General features: G+C 53.2%; 13 protein-coding genes. 7 read left to right on the top strand and 6 right to left on the bottom strand.

Annotated elements, in window-relative coordinates:
* Positions 1-122: 122 nt before the first annotated feature.
* From Pan161_RS05360 to hemG, 3 genes are all read left to right on the top strand, one after another.
* Complete coding sequence (locus tag Pan161_RS05360; protein ID WP_145224732.1) at positions 123-953, top strand: uroporphyrinogen-III synthase; 831 nt, start codon at positions 123-125, stop codon at positions 951-953.
* 125 nt (positions 954-1,078) lie between these two features.
* Positions 1,079-2,137: a uroporphyrinogen decarboxylase gene (gene hemE, locus Pan161_RS05355; RefSeq protein WP_145224730.1), complete on the top strand. Its 1,059-nt coding sequence runs from the start codon at positions 1,079-1,081 to the stop codon at positions 2,135-2,137.
* A 40-nt stretch (positions 2,138-2,177) separates the two neighbouring features.
* Positions 2,178-3,641 carry a protoporphyrinogen oxidase gene (hemG, locus tag Pan161_RS05350; RefSeq protein WP_145224728.1) on the top strand — a complete coding sequence of 488 codons (1,464 nt, stop codon included), beginning with the start codon at positions 2,178-2,180 and terminating at the stop codon, positions 3,639-3,641.
* Here the strand turns inward: hemG and Pan161_RS05345 are convergent.
* Entirely contained in the window at positions 3,625-5,514 is a 1,890-nt protein-coding gene (locus Pan161_RS05345) for an arylsulfatase (RefSeq protein ID WP_145224726.1), read from the bottom strand. The genes hemG and Pan161_RS05345 overlap by 17 nt on opposite strands.
* A 49-nt stretch (positions 5,515-5,563) precedes the next feature.
* Positions 5,564-6,994: a DUF1598 domain-containing protein gene (locus Pan161_RS05340; RefSeq protein WP_145224724.1), complete on the bottom strand. Its 1,431-nt coding sequence runs from the start codon at positions 6,992-6,994 to the stop codon at positions 5,564-5,566.
* 233 nt (positions 6,995-7,227) lie between these two features.
* On the opposite strand from Pan161_RS05340, the gene Pan161_RS05335 reads away from it, so the two are divergent.
* Together Pan161_RS05335 and Pan161_RS05330 are read left to right on the top strand one after the other, a co-directional pair.
* Positions 7,228-7,950: a hypothetical protein gene (locus Pan161_RS05335; RefSeq protein WP_145224722.1), complete on the top strand. Its 723-nt coding sequence runs from the start codon at positions 7,228-7,230 to the stop codon at positions 7,948-7,950.
* Between the two features lie 93 nt (positions 7,951-8,043).
* Complete coding sequence (locus tag Pan161_RS05330; protein WP_145224720.1) at positions 8,044-9,117, top strand: alpha/beta hydrolase; 1,074 nt, start codon at positions 8,044-8,046, stop codon at positions 9,115-9,117.
* Positions 9,118-9,437: 320 nt separating this feature from the next.
* Here the strand turns inward: Pan161_RS05330 and Pan161_RS05325 are convergent, their stop codons facing one another.
* Both Pan161_RS05325 and Pan161_RS05320 read right to left on the bottom strand, forming a co-directional pair.
* On the bottom strand, positions 9,438-10,172 hold the full coding sequence (locus tag Pan161_RS05325) for an oxygen-binding di-iron domain-containing protein (RefSeq protein ID WP_145224718.1): 735 nt from the start codon (positions 10,170-10,172) through the stop codon (positions 9,438-9,440).
* Between the two features lie 77 nt (positions 10,173-10,249).
* Positions 10,250-11,635: a tetratricopeptide repeat protein gene (locus tag Pan161_RS05320; RefSeq protein ID WP_145224716.1), complete on the bottom strand. Its 1,386-nt coding sequence runs from the start codon at positions 11,633-11,635 to the stop codon at positions 10,250-10,252.
* 153 nt (positions 11,636-11,788) lie between these two features.
* Here Pan161_RS05320 and Pan161_RS05315 point away from each other — a divergent pair, with 153 nt between their 5' ends.
* The gene (locus Pan161_RS05315) at positions 11,789-12,280 is read left to right on the top strand and encodes an NUDIX domain-containing protein (protein ID WP_145224714.1); all 492 of its coding nucleotides are present in this window, start codon (positions 11,789-11,791) and stop codon (positions 12,278-12,280) included.
* Between the two features lie 18 nt (positions 12,281-12,298).
* Here the strand turns inward: Pan161_RS05315 and Pan161_RS05310 are convergent, their stop codons facing one another.
* The gene (locus Pan161_RS05310; protein ID WP_145224712.1) at positions 12,299-12,760 is read right to left on the bottom strand and encodes a hypothetical protein; all 462 of its coding nucleotides are present in this window, start codon (positions 12,758-12,760) and stop codon (positions 12,299-12,301) included.
* 442 nt (positions 12,761-13,202) lie between these two features.
* Between Pan161_RS05310 and Pan161_RS05305 the strand changes: the two genes are divergently transcribed.
* The gene (locus Pan161_RS05305; RefSeq protein ID WP_145224710.1) at positions 13,203-13,529 is read left to right on the top strand and encodes a hypothetical protein; all 327 of its coding nucleotides are present in this window, start codon (positions 13,203-13,205) and stop codon (positions 13,527-13,529) included.
* Between the two features lie 104 nt (positions 13,530-13,633).
* On the opposite strand, the gene Pan161_RS05300 is transcribed toward Pan161_RS05305, so the two are convergent.
* Positions 13,634-17,746: an FAD-dependent oxidoreductase gene (locus tag Pan161_RS05300; protein WP_145224708.1), complete on the bottom strand. Its 4,113-nt coding sequence runs from the start codon at positions 17,744-17,746 to the stop codon at positions 13,634-13,636.
* Between the last annotated feature and the right edge of the window lie 47 nt (positions 17,747-17,793).

Genomic DNA, 17,793 nt, shown 5'->3' with positions numbered 1-17,793 from the left:
CCTGTTGCGAAAAGCGAGATCTGACTAAGAAAGCCACAGGAGGCTATTTTCTGTGCTTACCATGGCGTCTATAATCAGGGTGTTGAATCTGAGATCCTTTCATTCCATTTGAAGCATCCGCTATGAATCCATCCGCCTTAAACGTCTGCAGTTTCGAAAGTCGTAAAAGCGACGCCATGACCTCCCTGATCGAACGCAACCAGGGAATTCCCACACTTGTGCACTCCATGGATGAAATCCCGCTGGAAGATAACGAACAGGTCAAGTCGTTCTGCGAAAAACTGTTTCGAGGCGAGATTGATGTGATCGTGTTTATGACCGGCGTGGGGGCGACTGCCTTGCTCAACGCAGCAGAGCTTTATTTCCCGCGTGAACAGGTTTTGAATGCGTTCCGTAAAATCATCGTCGTTGTGCGTGGCCCGAAACCAACGGTCGTCCTGCGAAACTGGGAAGTTCCCATAAACTACTCCGCTCCCGAACCTAACACCTGGCATGAGATTATTTCTGTCTTAGACGAAAAAAAGTTTTCCGTCACAGGCAAACACATCGCTGTGCAGGAATATGGGAAGCCGGTCGAAGGATTCTACGAAGCCCTGCGTAACCGTGGTGCGCAAGTCCTGCCGATCGCCGTCTATCGCTGGGCCTTACCCGACGATACCAGCGGTCTTCGCAATGCCGTTCATGCGACGATTCGTGGAGAATATAACGTGCTGATGTTTACCAGCGCCCAGCAGATCACACACGTCCTGCAGATTGCTGAAGAAGAACAGGTCAAGGAAGACTGGCTGCTGGCGGCGTCTAAAACGATGATCGCCTCGGTCGGTCCCGCCTGTACGGAAGCGCTGCAGGAAGTCGGACTGCCCGTCGATTTTGAATCGAGTCCTCCCAAAATGGGCCCGCTTGTCAAAGATGCCCTGCAGGCGGCTCCCGAAATTCTCTCCCAAAAAGGCTGAACGATTCATCTGGCTTTCCTCTGTTTCCGGGAAACTCCGCGGCGCTGAATTTCAGTTCGCGGCGAATCCTGTTAGAATCACCTCACATCGCTGAATACCCAATATTTGTAACCGAAAGAAGAAACATGGATGCCCCCCTGGCTGAGACCGCCCGCTATCAGAACAGTCGTTTTATGAAAGCGGTCCGCCGCGAACCCGTCGATACGACGCCGATCTGGATCATGCGTCAGGCGGGTCGTTATCTGCCCGAATACATGGAAGTCCGTAACAAAGTGACTTTCATAGAGCTCTGCAAAACACCCGAACTGGCAGCAGAAGTCACAATCACCGCACAGCGTGAGCTCGGCGTCGATGCCGCCATCCTGTTCGCCGACCTGCTTCCGATTCTGGAACCGATGGGCCTGGATCTGGAGTACCTCAAAGGGGAAGGCCCGGTCATTCACAATCCAATCCAGGATTCATCCCAGGTTGACCGCCTGACCGATATCGCCGACATGGACTGCCTCGACTTCGTCTTCCAGGCTGTCAAACTCATTCGCGCGGAATTGCCTGCCGACATTCCCCTGCTCGGTTTTGCCGGCTGTCCTTTTACTCTTGCCAGTTATGCCATTGAAGGGGGCAGTTCCAAAAACTACCGCCGCACCAAACAGATGATGTATAACGACCCCTCTGCCTGGGATGCGTTGATGAATCGTTTTGTTGATAATCTGGTTGTCTACCTGCAGCGACAGATCGCCGCCGGCTGTCAGGCCGTGCAGATCTTCGACAGCTGGGCAGGTTGTCTGTCACCCGAAGACTATCAGCAGTACGTACAACCCTACACTGCGAAACTCGTCACAGGAGTACAGGACTATGCCCCCGTGATCAATTTCCTGACCGGCAACCCTGCTTTGCTCGGCTTACAGCGTCAGGCCGGTGGTCAGGTCTTTGGCGTGGACTGGCGCATCAATCTGGCGGATGCCTGGGAAATCTTCGGACCCGATGTCGCGATTCAGGGGAACATGGATCCGATTGCTCTCTACGCTGACTTACCGGTCCTCAAGCAGAAAGCAAAAGCGGTTCTGGATGCCGCTGCGGGCCGCAATGGGCACATCTTCAATCTCGGCCATGGTGTCATGCCCGACATGAATCCCGACCACGTCAAAGCCCTTGTGGAAATGGTGCACGAACTGGGAACCCGCTAATCTGCCGCCTGCGACATCCCATATTTAAATCGAGTCCGTTATGAATCAGTCTTCATCACCCGCAAAACGAATCGCAGTGGTTGGTGGCGGAATTACCGGTCTGTCCGCTGCGTTTCGTCTGCAGGAACTGGCGGATGAAAATAATCAGCCAGTCGAAGTCACCCTGTTCGAATCACAGCCGGAGGCCGGTGGCTGGATTGGCACCATCAATCAGGAGGGTTACCTGATCGATACCGGCGCGGATATGTTTATCACTAACAAGCCTGCGGCCATCGAACTCTGCCAGCGACTGGGACTCGAAGATCAATTGATTTCCACCAATCAGCAGTACCGCGGCGCCCTGATCCTCAAAGACGGGACACCGGTCCCCGTACCACTGGGTTTTGAACTGATGACCCCCTCACGGATTCTTCCCATGCTGAAGACTCCTCTTTTGAGCCCATCCGGGAAATTGCGGATGGGGCTCGAATACTTTGTACCCCGTCGCACGAGTGAAACAGGTTTAGACACAGACGACGAAAGTCTTGCTGAGTTTGTCACGCGTCGCTTTGGCAAGGAAGCATTAACGCGACTGATTCAACCTCTGGTCGCTGGCATTTATACTTCCGATCCAGAGAAGCTGAGTCTGCGGGCGACGCTGCCCCGCTTCCTTGATATGGAACGCGATCACCGCAGCCTGATTAAGGCGATTCGTAAACAGAAGCGAGCGTCCAAATCAGCTGACGCCACCGGAGCACGATACGGGCTGTTCGCAGCGTTCAAGAAGGGGATGCAGACATTGATCTGCACGCTCGCCGAGCGGGTTTCCTCGGGCGGAACAATTCTTTACGACCATCGAGTAACTCAGGTCGCTGCCGCTGATGCGGGATATGATCTGACATTTGAATCTGCAGATAAGTCACAGACGCAACATTTCGACGCTGTTTTGCTTACCACAGCAGCACCACAGGCGGGGCAGATGCTGGCGTCATACGCTCCTGTGCTTTCAGAACTGCTCAAGCAGATTGAATACGCGTCGACGGCAATTCAGGTTAGCGTGCATCGTCTGGAGAACATTAAGCATCCTCTGAAAGCGTTTGGTCTGGTCATTCCTGCTGTCGAGCAGCGGAAGATTTTCGCAGTTGCCTTTTCCAGTCGTAAATTTCCCGGACGCGCGCCGGAAGGCTGTGTGCAGCTGCGAACATTTGTGGGCGGTGCGATGCAGCCTGAACTGCTGGAACACTCGGACGATGAATTGAACGCGATCGTCAATCGCGAGTTGACTGACATCCTCGGCGTTTCCGGTGAGCCGGTTTATTCAAAACTGCTTCGCCATAACCAGTCGATGCCGCAATATCATCTGGGACACCTGCAACTGGTCGAACGAATCGAACAGGCTACCGTGGGATTGTCGGGACTGGAACTGGCGGGTAACGCATATCGAGGGGTTGGTATTCCCGACTGCATCCAGAGTGCTGAACTGGCCGCGGCGAGAATGATGGCCGAGCTTACTGCACGCGTTTAAGCTCGAACCCCTTCACGTCAAGCAGTTCGGAGCCTGTTTTTTTGACTCCTGTCAGCGTGAGATCGCAGTCTCCTTTTTTCAAGGTGACTGTTCCCAGTTTGATCTTCGCCCAGTCTTTACTCATGTAATTGTCCGACTGTTCAACGCGATCCTGATTTCCAATTTTCGGCGGGTCGTGTGGCTGGGAAATCGTCGCGTTCAACTTTTGACCGTTGACTTGTGCCTGCACTTCACAACCAATGTCTTCAGCACGGCACGTATATTTCAGCGTGACTTCATATGTGCCCGGCTGCAGTACATCCAGATGCCAGACAGCGGATGCACTGGGATTGGTCCAGTCTTCAATCCAGCTGTTGGCGTAGCCATTATGTCCTTTGCCACTGTAATTGATCCCCTGGCCTGCTTCCGGAGAGAGAAACGCTTCATTCGCTGGCAGCGATGTGAATTTCTCTTTGGGATGCCCTACGGGAATCGGAATCGGCTCGAACCCTGCCTGCGAGACATCCTTGAACCAGTCAGCATAGGCGGCACTCAATTCCTTCATCACGGCAGGATGCGCTTTCGCCACGTTCTGTTTTTGAGACGGGTCGGCCTGCATGTCATACAGACTCCATTTCCCTCGCTCGTACGCGGCCCGCCAGCGATCGGTGCGCACGGAACCGTTGGGCAGTTCCGTACCCGGAATCGAATTGCGAAACAGCCGATCCGAGAACAGCTTGCGCTGTGGCCAGTCTGCCACTCCGTCCTTGGTCAGCAGCGGCACCAGGCTCTTGCCATCCAGCGGCTGATCGGATGTTTTTTCCACGCTGCATAATTCGAGCAGGGTCGGCAGGATATCAATGTGGGCGGCGATCGGCTTGACGACTGTCCCTGCTTGGATCTTCCCTGGATAGCGGACAAACAACGGGACCCGAATCCCACCTTCGTGGATTGATCCTTTACGTCCCCGCATGTTGCCGTTATAGCGGTTGCTGTTGGGGCCGTTGTCTGTCAGAAACAGGACGATTGTGTTGTCGGCCAGTTTCAGGTCATCCAGCGTCTGCATCAGCCGTCCCAGATTGTCGTCCACACTTTCCACCATCGCATAGGCACAGCGAGCTTTGTCATCCAGACCTTTGTCCGCGTACTTGTTCCAGTACTTTTCGGGAACGATCCAGGGAGAATGTGGTGCATTATAAGGGACATAGCAGAAGAAGGGCTGGTCTTTGTTTTGTTTGATGAAATCAATCGCGTGGTTGGTCAGTACATCAGTGATATAACCTTCTGTTTCTATCGGCTGTTTATTGTGTTCCAGATTCGTATCGAAATAACGGTTCCAGTGACCGCCACAGAAACCGAAGAACTCGTCGAAGCCCTGCCCGTTGGGATGCATGGGATAATGTCGGCCGTTATGCCATTTGCCGAAGGCCCCTGTTTTGTAGCCGGCGGCTTTAAACATTTCGGCGATCGTGGTTTCTTCGGCGCGCATGTTTTCAAAGCCACGCGTCACGCCATGCACGCCAGTTCGCAGACTGTAGCGACCTGTCAGCAATGACGATCGAGTGGGGGCACAGACGGGTGAGACATAGAACCGTTCGAACTGTGCACCCTGTGACGCCAACAGATCCTGTTGAGGCGTTTCGATCAGTGGATTGTCATGCGAGCGGACATCCCCCCAGCCCTGGTCGTCGGTCATGATCAACAACACGTTGGGACGTTCCGCCGCCTGCAGGAACGAACCACTACTCAAGATCAGCGTTAATACAAATAGCAGGGCCAAATTCAGAAGGAGCGTGCGTCTCATGATGAAATCAATGTCCTCGATGATCAGATTAGAGCGTCGGGTGGCACGGTCGGCTTGCCCGACTGTGAAAAAACAGGGGCGGACTTCCACTTAGTTTTCAACCGGATTCATTCCAGTAGACCGAATCGGCATTGCACAGTCAATCCCACCACCAGCGTGCGGGCTGCTGTGATTCCCGTTTACTGACAGTAGATAGTTTCTCTTCCAGTGACATATCACGGCTCAACTGAAACTCGGTCTGCTTCAAAACCTTCCGGGCATTGATCGTCACACCCCCGCCGACCAGGCAGATCATCAACCGCCCTGCTTTTTTATAATTCATCGCCGTGGGAACCTGTTTCGGAATATTACCCTCGGGGACCAGGTAATTAGAAACTGACGAAAATAAGGAGTGCCGCCAGTCGATCTGTTCGTCCAGTCGTTCCCGGCGGATGAGCGCTGCCAGCACTGTCAGGTCGGTAATCGACTGCAGTTCGGCGAACGTGGGGTGCAGGTCGGCCAGCTTCGCAAAGTGTTTTGTAAACTGCTGGGCATACTTCGTGGTCGAAACCCGCGTCTGGGCGGCATCAGTGCGTTGTCCTGCTGAGTTCACGAATTCTTCCTGCGACATCATCTGCAGTCGCTGCCCGGAGAACTGAAATGCATCCCGGTCGACTGTGGTCGTGAAGGCATCGTATAGAGGCGTAAACCACCAGCGCTGCGTGCTGTTCCCTCCGCCTCGGAGCGTTGCCAGATGACTTTTGATTTCGCGAATTCCCGAGGGTTCGAGGCCGATGGAAATTCGTTTGAGCATGTAGTCGGCTTCGACGAGGATGCGGGCATAATGCGAGCCGGCGGGGACACCGGTTACGGAGACATCCTGCATACCCAGGATCTGCGCCATGGTTTTGAAGCGAACTGTAGCAGTCGCCGCTGAGGACGCGTTATTCGTACGCCGAATATATTCATTCATCTTCGCCAGGTTGTCGGGCTTTGCATCGAACGAACAGCCGGTGATCAACCCGCGATCCTGGGACTGAAACGCGACGACCAGATCATCCAGTCGAAGCGGAGGTCGACCTGATTCGACGCCGACAATCCGGTTCTGCGCATTGGCGGCGAAGCCTTCCGCGGGACCGGCAATGATCAGATCATTATGCTCACGATCGACAAACAAATAGTCAATCCGTGTTAACCCCGCCAGATACAAAATCTCGGGAGGCAGAGGCTCATTCTTAGCTTTCCACTCCTGGCAAACCTTTTCCAGTTCGACTAGTGAGATTTTACGCAATTCCGACTTGTGATTCACATCGGCTGGCAGTGCTTCAGCGGCGAGCGCCTGCAGACGCCGTTGATTTAACTGGCTGCTGTTCTGCGTCACCCGAAAGGGCGCGGTGATTACGCCGTCCGCATCAATGGTAATGCCGCCCGCGTTCTGCTGGTTGTTGCCGTTCTGATTATTGCCGCCGTTATTATTGCCCCCATTGTTGGTCTGAGCGAAACCAGCCGTGCAGAAAGACAGTAGCAGAATGAAGCTCAACGCACTGTGAAAGAGAGTTGTGTGAATTGAAATGAGAGAGAGGCCTTTCATCAATCAACGCTTTCCGCCCCGAGAGGCTGTCAGAAAATTGCGGCCCGCAGATAAAAGATGACACCTGCCATTCTAGCAGGGCGTGCAGGCGGGAGTCAGGGCTTTTCCGGTATTCTGAATCAGTTTCCAGTAGATTCCGATAGCCTCTGTGACTCGCTGGGTTCAGAAACGATGGTTAATGTAGTAGCGTATACTGTGTTTTATTTACTTGCTGAATTATATTGAGAAATGATATGGCATTGGTTGCTGAAATCAGACTCTGGCATCAGAAGTATGCGGCTGCCCGCGAGGATGCTGCTTTGCTGGCTCATCTGGTAGATCAGTCGCTAACGCAATGCCGCCGGACGCTGGAGATACTGGAAGTTCGCCTGGCGGAACTCGGCTATCCGGTGACATCGTTAATCCTGGAGCCCGAAACAGATCAGGAATTGCGTATCGCTCGCGTTGAAGCAGTGACGCAACGCGAGGTTCCGATTGTCCTCAAACTATTGTGGCGGACTCTGGGCGGGATCTCTTTCATTGATGTGGACGACTACTCGCATTGTGAATTCTGGGGCCGACTGGGAATCGAAGGAGCACACGGATTCTGCGATGGTGTCTATGTCGATGCCTGTAGTCAGGAGTGGCTGGATTATACCCTGGAAGATTTCGAAGCCTGTCAGTCAGACAATGCTGTTTCGGAATTCCTCTATTCGTTTGCCCCTGATGGATATCACAAAGACGATATTTCCGGAGGCGATCCCTATGGTCTGCGGGGAGAAGGCTGGCTGGCAGAGGTGGTCTTTTTTTCCTGGTCCGGAAAGCGGGTTCCGGAGAGTGCCCCTGCTTATCCACTGGATTTATTAGGTTATCTGCGGACATCAATTCTGGAATGTGGCGGTTTTCCGGGATTATTGGGACATCCAAAATTTGAACCCATTCGCGAAAAACTGGTAGCGGGGCTGCCCCTCTTCTGATTAAATGGTGGATGACGCCGATTTGATCAAAGTGTGGACTCAACGGGCGGTTATTTTTCAACTCTGAAGTCAATCTGGAAAAAGAGCAATACAATGACACGTATCTCCCTGAAACATGCTGGTGTTCGTCTGCTTGTGTTGTGTACTGTGATCGCGGTTTCGTGTCCTGGTTGGGCCGATGAAAAGCCCTCAGCGGATGCACGGTTGCAGAAACTGTTGAAGCGATTTCCCGAAGCCGACAAAAATAAGGATGGGAAACTGACGCGGGACGAGGTGCTGGAATATCGCGAAAAGCGACAGAAAAATCGGGCGGCTGTCGCAGAGCCGACACATGCAAATGTGAAGTATGGTAAACACGAACGGAACGTGCTGGACTTTTATCAGGCGGAATCAGATACGCCGACCCCGCTCGTGATTTACATTCATGGTGGCGGTTTCGTAGGCGGCAGCAAAAAAATGAATCCGCGGCTGATCCAGAATTATCATAATGCGGGGATGAGTGTGGCTGCGATTCACTATCGCTTTATTGACGGCGAAGACATCCTGCTCCCCGAGCCTCAGCGTGACGGTGCCCGTGCCGTGCAGTTTCTGCGGAGTAAAGCGAAGGAGTGGAACATCGACAAGAAACGGGTTGCCTGTTATGGCGGTTCTGCCGGCGCGGGGATTTCTATGTGGATTGGCTTTCACGATGATCTGGCAGACCCGGACAGTCAGGACCCTGTCGAACGCGAGTCCACCCGCATCCAGGCCATCGGCACGATCGGCGGTCAGAGCACCTACGATCCGATTAAAATCAAAGCCCTGGTGGGGGGACGGGCCTGGGAGCATCCTTCCATCTTCAAAGCGTATGGCGTGACGACTGCCGAAGAAGCATTGAACCCGACGGCGGAACAGCAGAAACGCTACGATGAGTCGTCTGCCATTACGCATCTGACCAAAGACGATCCGGCATTGTACATGATCTACAGCGAAGCCGACGGCCCCCTGCCCGCCAATGCGCGGCCCGGCCAGGGCATTCATCACCCCAACTTCGGCCGCGACCTGGTCAAGAAAATGAATGAGCTGGGTATCGAAAACGTCTTCGTCTACACCGGCGACAACAAAAGCGGCGCCTCCCCCCAGGCAATGCTGGAGTTCTTTCAGAAGCAGTTCGCGAAGGTGAAATAGGGTTATTTTCGAACGCGTCCCGATGTTACTTCTGGGTGCGGATTTGTCTTAAAAAGAAACAATCAGGATGGGCTGTCAAAAATGGACTGGACGAAAACCGGGGCTAATGCCCTTCGGCTAATGGAGACAGCCTGCGGTCGACATTGAGCGGGGGGGGATTACCGTAAACAAGATCAGCCTTTCGGCGTTAGTCGCGGTTCAAGCGACTCTCGCCAGGACTGAGAGGCTGGGATTCTTTCAAATATAGTATGGGAAGGTAAACAAAGCTCGTTTCGTGATATTACGTGTTTTTCGTGGTCGCAAAATCCGTTTGAGCGCTCTCAATCGAAAACAGTTTTCATCGCGGTCGACAGATCCCGGAAGGCCTGTTCGCCGTTGCCGGTGAAACTGGAGCCGTGCATGACGGCGAGCGTTTTGGGTTTGAGGTCTGCCAGGCGGTTGAGTATCCGGTCGGTCTGTTTTGTGTAGGGGATGTAGTCGGCCAGCGGTCCCGCCTGCATCTGCTGCATTGCGGCCAGCACCTGTTCTGACAGATCACTTTCGGTGAGCGCGTCGGGGTTGCCTCCCTGGTGAAACAGGTCGGAACAGAACAGCGTGCCTTGCGTCTCTTCATACAGGAGCCCCGCATCCCAGCCGTGCGGCAGTTGCGCGGTCGAGCAAAAGCGGTATTGATGTCTGCCCGTGTTGAGCAGTTCGCCGTCGACCATGCCTTTGGGCGGCCGGATGGCGAAGTCATTGATATTGACCATCGCCGAGACCAGGCTGCAGACCGGCACTGCGTCGGGAGCGACTTCGAGCCACTGGTTGAGCGCCCCGCATTCATCCGACTCAAAATGACTGAAGGCGATATACCGCAGGTCCGCCGGATCCATCACCTGCGCGACCGCTTTGTGTACCAGCGGAAAGCTGGACTTATACCCGGTCGTAAACAGCAGCGGCGCGTCATCGCGGACCAGAAAATAATTAAACTGCAGATCCAGCCCCTGCGCATAACAGCCAATCCGAAACACATCCGGAGCAATTTCGTGGATCGTGGGAGTTGCGAAATCGAACATTGGTGTAAGTCCTGATACGATGTGAAAATTTAAGACAATCACAACAATAAGGAAAAACGATTCTATCTAGGGTTTTGCTATTCAGGTTTCGGTAGTTGAATTTCTGCTGGAGTTTGGTGGTAGGGTTTACCAGCCTGATAGAGTTTCAGTCGTGATTCGAACTCTTCCCTGCTTGAATCGCCATCGGATAGTTGTATTGCTCTTTTTTGATATTTGATTGATTGCTCGAAGTCATTATTTTCAGCATAAGCGGCTGCCAGCGTGTCAAGGTATTCAGGGTTCCTCCATCGAGACAGTTCACATGCTTTTTTCCCTGATTCAACAGCGGCATTGCCATCTCGATATTGTGGGTCAGGACAAGTGGATCGAATCCAGGAAACTCCGTTATGTCCGTGAGGTGAATCGGGACGTTGGTGGATTACTTCCTGATAATCTTGAATTGCTAAATCGTATTTTCCTTTTGAACTATGACAGTAAGCCCGGTCAATTATGTAAAAGAAATAATCTGGATCTTGTTTAATCAGTGCGTTAAATTCTTTGATTGCTTTTTCGTATTCCCCAAGTGCATTCCAAGCATAACCCCGACTTTGATAAGCAAGCCAGAACTCAGCGTTGAGCCGGATTGCCGCATCAAAGTCCTTGATCGCTTTTTGGGGTTTTCCTTTTCGAGTCCAGGCCAGTCCACGGTTGAAGTAAGCGATGTGAGAGTTTGGGTTGAGTCGAACTGCCGTATCATAATCTTTGAGTGCTTGCTCGAATTTTTCTAATTGAAAATAAGTGTCTCCCCGTTTCTGGTAAGCCTCTGGAAAATCAGGTGCGAGGGCGATGGATTTGTCAAAATCTTTCAGCGCAAGATCATATGCAGGTCGATAGTAAGTCCCTCTTTCGTACTTAGCCACACCGCGATAAAAATAGGTTTTAGGATTATCGGGAAAAAATTTAGCAGCGTTGTCGAATCGATCAACGGCTGTGTCATTTTCTCGCCGAACTAACCAGGTGACTCCTTCATAATGGTATGCGATTGCATTCTTGGAATCGAAACGAGTCGCCCAGATAAAATCATTGATTGCTTTACTGTTCTCGTTCTTTTCATGCCAGGAAATGGCGCGATTCGTATAAGCCCAGGAACTGAATGGATTTTTGGTTTTCAGATAATCGCTATAGTAGTCAATCGCTTCATCCAAAGGGATGACATGTGTTTTCTTGACCCACCCGCCACTTACCTTCAAGTGTTCTTTATCGGTTTGAGTGACCGTTAATGGGAATTCAATACTCTCAGCAGGGACTTCCTCAACTGCTTTGCTGGTTTTGAAATATTTTATGTCGGCGTTCGGCATGAATTTCTTGCCAATCCAGTCTTCTGCGTAGAGCGATGATGGGAATATGAAAAAAATGGTGACTAAACCAAAAAAAAGTGTACGCGATAGTTTGGGTATATTGCAAAAATACATGATTTCAATCACGGGTTAGAGATTATCGATGATCGGCCAGTCAGTCTTATTAGTATACACTGATCATACTGGGGATTACTATTATTAATTCACTTGGTTCAGAGTTATGTAAGTCAAGGATCACTCATTCTTCCTATATCTGCCAGATAAAAAAAGAAAAATCCCATGAAACAACGCAAGTCGGCTCGGGCGATTTTGTTGAATGAGCAGGATCAGGTGCTGTTGGTGCGGCATGAAGATGCGCTGCCCGCAGATCGGTCGTGGCCGGAGTTGCTCGGTTACTGGGCGACTCCCGGTGGTGGGGTTGAAGGTGGGGAATCGGAAGTTGAGGCACTGCGGCGGGAGTTGCGGGAGGAACTGAGGCTGGCGGACGTGAAGGTCGGGCGGCGGATTGGCGTGCGTGAAGTTCAACTGGACCTGCCGGGGATCGGGGCTGTACTCAGTCATGAGACGTACTATGTGTGCCGGGGGAGTGAGACGCCTGTGCTGAATCGTCAAGGTTTATCGGAATCGGAACGGCGGGTGTGTAAAGCGATTCACTGGTGGTCGCGGGAAGAACTCAGTGAAACGACTGAGATACTACGACCGGCTGCGTTGCCGGAACTGGTGGAGCATGCATTTCAAGTTCATGCCGATTTGATACATTTGCAGTACTGAAACGAGTCGTCGCCTTCATCAGCCAATCAGGGCGCGCCAGAGTTTAAGGATGCTTTGGGCTACCTGGTTCAGGTTGAATTGCGATTTGCTGCTCGGTGGGTGATCGGACCAGGTCCAGTGGCCGGCGACTTTGTCGGATTGATCGATAACGACGGTGGCATGCCTGTCGCCGCGGTGCCAGGTGCGCAGGGAATAGAGTTGCACGCTGCCCTGTTGCGCTGACTGAGAGTTGTCCGTGGATAGCAGCGTCATGGAATTCATGAGTGTGCCCCGTGTTTGAGAAATGGCGTCGGGGGGCGTACCCATCAAGGCGTCTGCTTCTGCTGCGGAAATGCCCAGGGGGATGCGGGCGGTGACGGTTTCCAGTTCGGTCACTGGATTGTGGGGGGCGTATTTGAAGTAAATGACGATGGTCATCAACAGCAGGCAGCCGAACGATGTGAGGAAAATCAGCAGATATCGTTTCACCTTGAGTGGCATCAAATCGGGAACTCCATCTTAGGGGTAATCTGCTTCGCTGGGTGCATTCACTCTGTTTATCTTAAATCAGCCGTGCTGATTTGTCACGCAGAATCTGAAGTTTACTGCGCGGTGTTCATCTGAGGTGGGTCGGGTGAGATCGGGTAAAATCGGACTGCAACTATTTTTCCTGGCGGGATGACCCTGCGCACTGTCGGGTAAGCCGACAGTTGGAACCCGGTGGCTTGAAGAATCTCCGCAAAATTTCTGGGGGATGTTACATGTGTCAGCCTCCTGCGGGAGGCCGTTTGGTTACGTAGAACTTATTTGTGTGTTTACACTGACTGTTTCCTGTTGTCTGCGACAACCCCGAATTTCATTCGGGGCCAGCTTTTTTTATTGGGGGTTGGTGAATCGATCACTGTTGGTTTGCCAGAAGTGTCACGCAACACAAGGGAATACGGTGCAGAGACGAGCCACAGGCGAGGGATTTCTTTTCATTTGTACGGTGTTTGAGCTGATGTCTGAAATCTGTTTTCAATTTTATTGTCGATTATTTTGTGGAATGGCGTGGGGTCGTCAAGCGGAGATGGACAAAAAGAGTGCGCGATATGTGCTGATATGTTTTGATGTAAAGGCGAACCGGGGACGAGAGCAGCGCCAAAATGCGGCGATGTGTGTCGACCCACAGCGTGCTTTTGAGCAGTTGTTTTTTCAGATCGCGTTGAGGCAAGCGGGTTTGATAGTGCCGTTGTTATCTCCTGTTCGTGATCATCACCTGAACCAGTAGTGGATCGCGCGCGACTTGCTTATAAGCGTTTATCATGCCGCGCAGCGAGTGAGTGTCAAGACGAATTTATGCAGTAGAAAGTGAACAGGATGCAGTCACTTGAATTATTTTTGAATGCGGTCCCAGGCCTGCAGCAGAAAGACGCCTCGTCTGGTTTTAGTAGTCGGCGACGGTTGCTCTTCGGCCTGCTGCACCTGCTTCGCGAGTTGTCGCGGATTGAGAGTTCCCTGCTCCAGTTGCTGCAGTCCCTGTTCCCAGGCGGTCTGCACAGATTGAGTCAGCGGTTCGTTGAGCCGGGCGTCGTAGTCGTTGAAGAAGCCTTTTGTCGCGAAATAGAGGGCAGCCGGTATTGCCGGGTCCGAATCGGTGATTTTGATGTCGTTAAAGAAGCTGACCAGTTGACGATGGCGCACGAGAGTTTGCAGCAGCAGTTCGGGATCGAGGTTGGCGGGAGTCGTCGACTGTTGTTTCGCGAGCGCGGCGGCATAGCCGGCCGCTTCTCCGGTCTGCAGAAAGACGGGTTCCAGACGGATGGCACCCCAGGCGATGTGGGTCGCAGAGAGACAGACGGGGACCAGCAAATTGTCGACGCCTTGTGGCAGCAGTGCGCGATAGGGAATCTGCGACGGACGGGATTCTTCGGTAAGAATCAGTTTGCCGTCGTACTTGAATCCGGGCCGACTGTCGGTGGTGCAGGAATGCGAGTCCATATACCAGTCGGTGACCGCGATGCTGTCCGGGTGGATGGGAGTCCGCTGGTAGTCTTTGGTGAGCATGCCATCGTTTTCATTGAAGACATGACGCCCGACTATACGGCGGGCTTCGCGGACATACATTTCGTAGGGAACGTGATTGTGGTCGGCGTATTCATCTTTGGGCAGCCCCCATTCGAGAAACTTCTTACGCTGCGCTGCGGGGATCGTTTCATCATGCTGCAGGAACCACATCAATCCCAGGCCGAAGTCGAGATGCTGCTGGATGATCTGTTCGCGGGTGGACCAGTCGGCTTCAGGATATGCATGATTCTGTCCCGGCATGATCGGGCTGTTAACGTGCGATTTGTGGTTGGGGCCTTGGCTGGCGTGGATATAGCGACGATGAAAGTTGAGATAATTCTCACGATCATAGCTGGCCGGTTTGGGGATGGGCAGCCGATTAGCGGGGTCGGAGGTGACGCAGAAACGATAATTGTAGGCCTGGACGGCGCCATCTGCTGTGAACGGACTGGTGGGATCCATACTCCCCTGCCTTGCTCCGTAGACGCGAATGTTGAGTCCTTCCTTGACGATGCCTTCGGGACGGTGACCATCAATATTAACGAATACTTTACCGGCGTGCGGTTCGTTGAATTCCTCGCGGGCTTCACGACCGACGCGATACGGGACATCAGCCAGCGCGAACAGATCGCCTTCATAAGTCGCATCGACAAAGGTGGTACCCTTTACCTGGATCGTTTCGGGAGTACCGAAGCGGCAGAGGGTGACACTTTTGATGAGAGCGTCCAGGCGATTCACTTCCGTCGGGTAATGATTCAACAGGAGTGTGATGTTGTTTTCCTGAGCGACGAGTCGATTAAATTCGCGTTCAGCGACATGCGGTTCGGCCCAGCCGATGGGGTATTTTTCGTGTGTGTAGCGGATCGTCTGGTGATCGTGGGAGTCGCGACCGAAGGTGTCGATGTAATAGTTTTCAATGTTCTCAAGCAGTTCGCTGAAGAGGGGAGAACGGGGGCCGCCGTAAAGTGCATCCCACTGCATCAGGCCGTTGGTCATCATGCCGCCGAGATGACCGTTGTGTTGCACGAGCAGCACGGAACAGCCTTCGCGGGCAGCACGCACGGCACAGGCGACACCGCCGCCCGTTCCGCCGACAACGACGACGTCGTAAGATTTGCCATCTACTTTTGCTGCGGGAGTCTCTTTCGCGAGCGTGACGGGTTCGTCGGAATGTCGGGTACTTTCACCGGGTGTGCGGGGTTCGGTTTTGGCAGCGAGGGGGGAAACAGCGACGCGGGCCGCCTCTGGATTGGGAAGCGGTTTCGCGATCGGTTTTTCCGCCATGCTGATTTCCGGGAAGCCGGAAGCTTTTGTGCCGGCACGTTCATCAGCAGCGATTTCTACCGGAAGCAGTTGCAGGCCATCGACGACAACGTAGCCATCGGCGCCGGTATTGGAAATGGTGATGTACGCCGGCTGCCCGGCTTCGAAATGGAATTCACCCAGCGACACGGGGATGCGGTTGATGAGAGCGGGCTGTCGCTGATTGATGGTGACGGTTTTTTCGCCGTCGGCACTCAGAATGGTGACCGGCACTTTCGTGGAACGGTTCTCATGCCAGGTATAGAGCAGACGGACTTCGTAGTCGCCTGTGTGTTTGATTTCGGGCGAGAAGCGGGCGGTTTTCTTACCGCGGTCTTTGTTGTTATCATGTGTGTAGGTGGGGCCGATGGGAGACGGCTGACGATTGCTTTCACTCCAACCACCTGTGTATTCGGCTGCGGAATCATCGAGGACGATACCCGGCAATTTTTCCGCCGTGGTGACGACGCGCGCCTGCGGTTGACCTCGTTTGACGGGCGAAGGCCAATCGAGCAGTTGACCATCGGCAAGGAGTTGGGTGCGGAGTCGCTGGTAGTTGATTTCCTGGATCGGGGAGTCGGCATCAATGGCCTGGCTGGCGGCGGTGGCAGCGGACTGGCTGAGGATCATGAGCACGGGTTCCATACGGGTGGAACCAAAGGCGACATGACTGGCGGAGATCGCAAAGGTGACCAGCAGGTTATTACATTCGGAGGCTTTGGGGACGATCGCTGCCAAGCCAATGGGATAAGGCCCGCGGGTGCCGGTATGACCGAGCAGTTTGCCTTCGCGGATCATCATACCGTCATGAGCAATCCGACGGATTTCGTGGATGTCGACTCCATACGAGGCCAGTCCCACAGATTGGGGAGCAACTTCCGTGTGGCGACAGTGATGTTCTGTCATGACCAGGTCGGAAATCATCCGCCGTGACTCGCGAATATAAAGCTGATGCGGCCAGCCTCCGTTGTCGAGAAATTCATCTTTGCAGAGACCATATTGACTGATCTGCTGTCGGACTTTTTCAGGAACACGCGGGTCCGTCTTCAAAAAATGATACAGGCCGCGGGCGTAGTTCTCATGTTCTTTAATGATTTTCTGACGCTCTGCGTGGCTGGCTTCGGTGTAACCTTTGTTCCCGCCGACGTAATTCAAACCGAAGTAGGCGGTGTTGAAATCGAATTTGCCGTTAGGGAGTGCATCGTGTTTGGTGAACCAGCGGAGGTCCATGTCATCGCCGGCTTTCTGACAGGCTTTGATGTAACGGGCGACGATTTCATAGCGGGCAGGATCGTAGTTGGCGGGAGGTTCGATGGGGATCCGATTCTCGGGTTGATCGGTCACGCAGAGTCGAAAGCAGTAAGCCTGTACGCCGGGAGCGGCTTCCCCATGATTTCCGAGTTCACCTTCCTCGATCAGAGGTAGCAGACCGCTTTCCGGATTTCCGGGAATACAATACGGATCGAGTGGGATGGAGCGATCCCATAGGCCGCGGCGATCTTTTCGGCGGCCGATAGCATTGACTTTTCCGAACAGGACCTGGGGGATTTCATGATACTGAATGCCATTCAGAGTTTCGTTGTATTGCGAATTGGCTTCGCGAGTCAGCGAATAGGAAACACCGGCTGCTGCCAGCAGATCACCTTCGTATGTAGTGTCGATAAACATCTTCGCGTCGATGCGGGTCCCCTTTTCGGTGATCAGGGTTTGAATACGGGGGCCCTGTTTGATGACTTCTTTCAGCGGTTCTCCTTTAAGTACAGTGACGCCGGCTTCTTTGATCATCTCGTCGAACACCTGCTCGGCGACATGGGGTTCGAGCTGTGTTTCCAGAGGCTTGTTGTATTTCCTGCCGATGCGCTGATAGAACTCCCGCGCCATGCCAGCGACGGTTGCTGCTTTACCCATGTCAGAAAAGCTGAGGCCACCGGAACTCATGCCACCCAGATGCTGTCCAGGTTCAATGAGAATGGCACGTTTTCCGAGTCGGGCTGCTTTGACGGCCGCGACGACGCCACCGGATGTTCCGCCATAGACACAGATGTCGACACTGTGATTGGGTTTCTCAGCGGAGACAGATTGGAGAGGAAGCAGACAGCAGTAGACCAGGGTGAATACAGTGAGGATGTTGCAAAGCATGGCAGGAACTCAATCTTTCTCGGGGAGCGATACCGGGGTTCAGAGTT

The organism is Gimesia algae (genome assembly GCF_007746795.1).
In the GTDB taxonomy this organism is placed as follows: domain Bacteria; phylum Planctomycetota; class Planctomycetia; order Planctomycetales; family Planctomycetaceae; genus Gimesia; species Gimesia algae.
The sequence above is the reverse complement of the archived record's forward strand: the minus strand, read 5'-3'. Positions and strand labels throughout refer to the sequence as shown.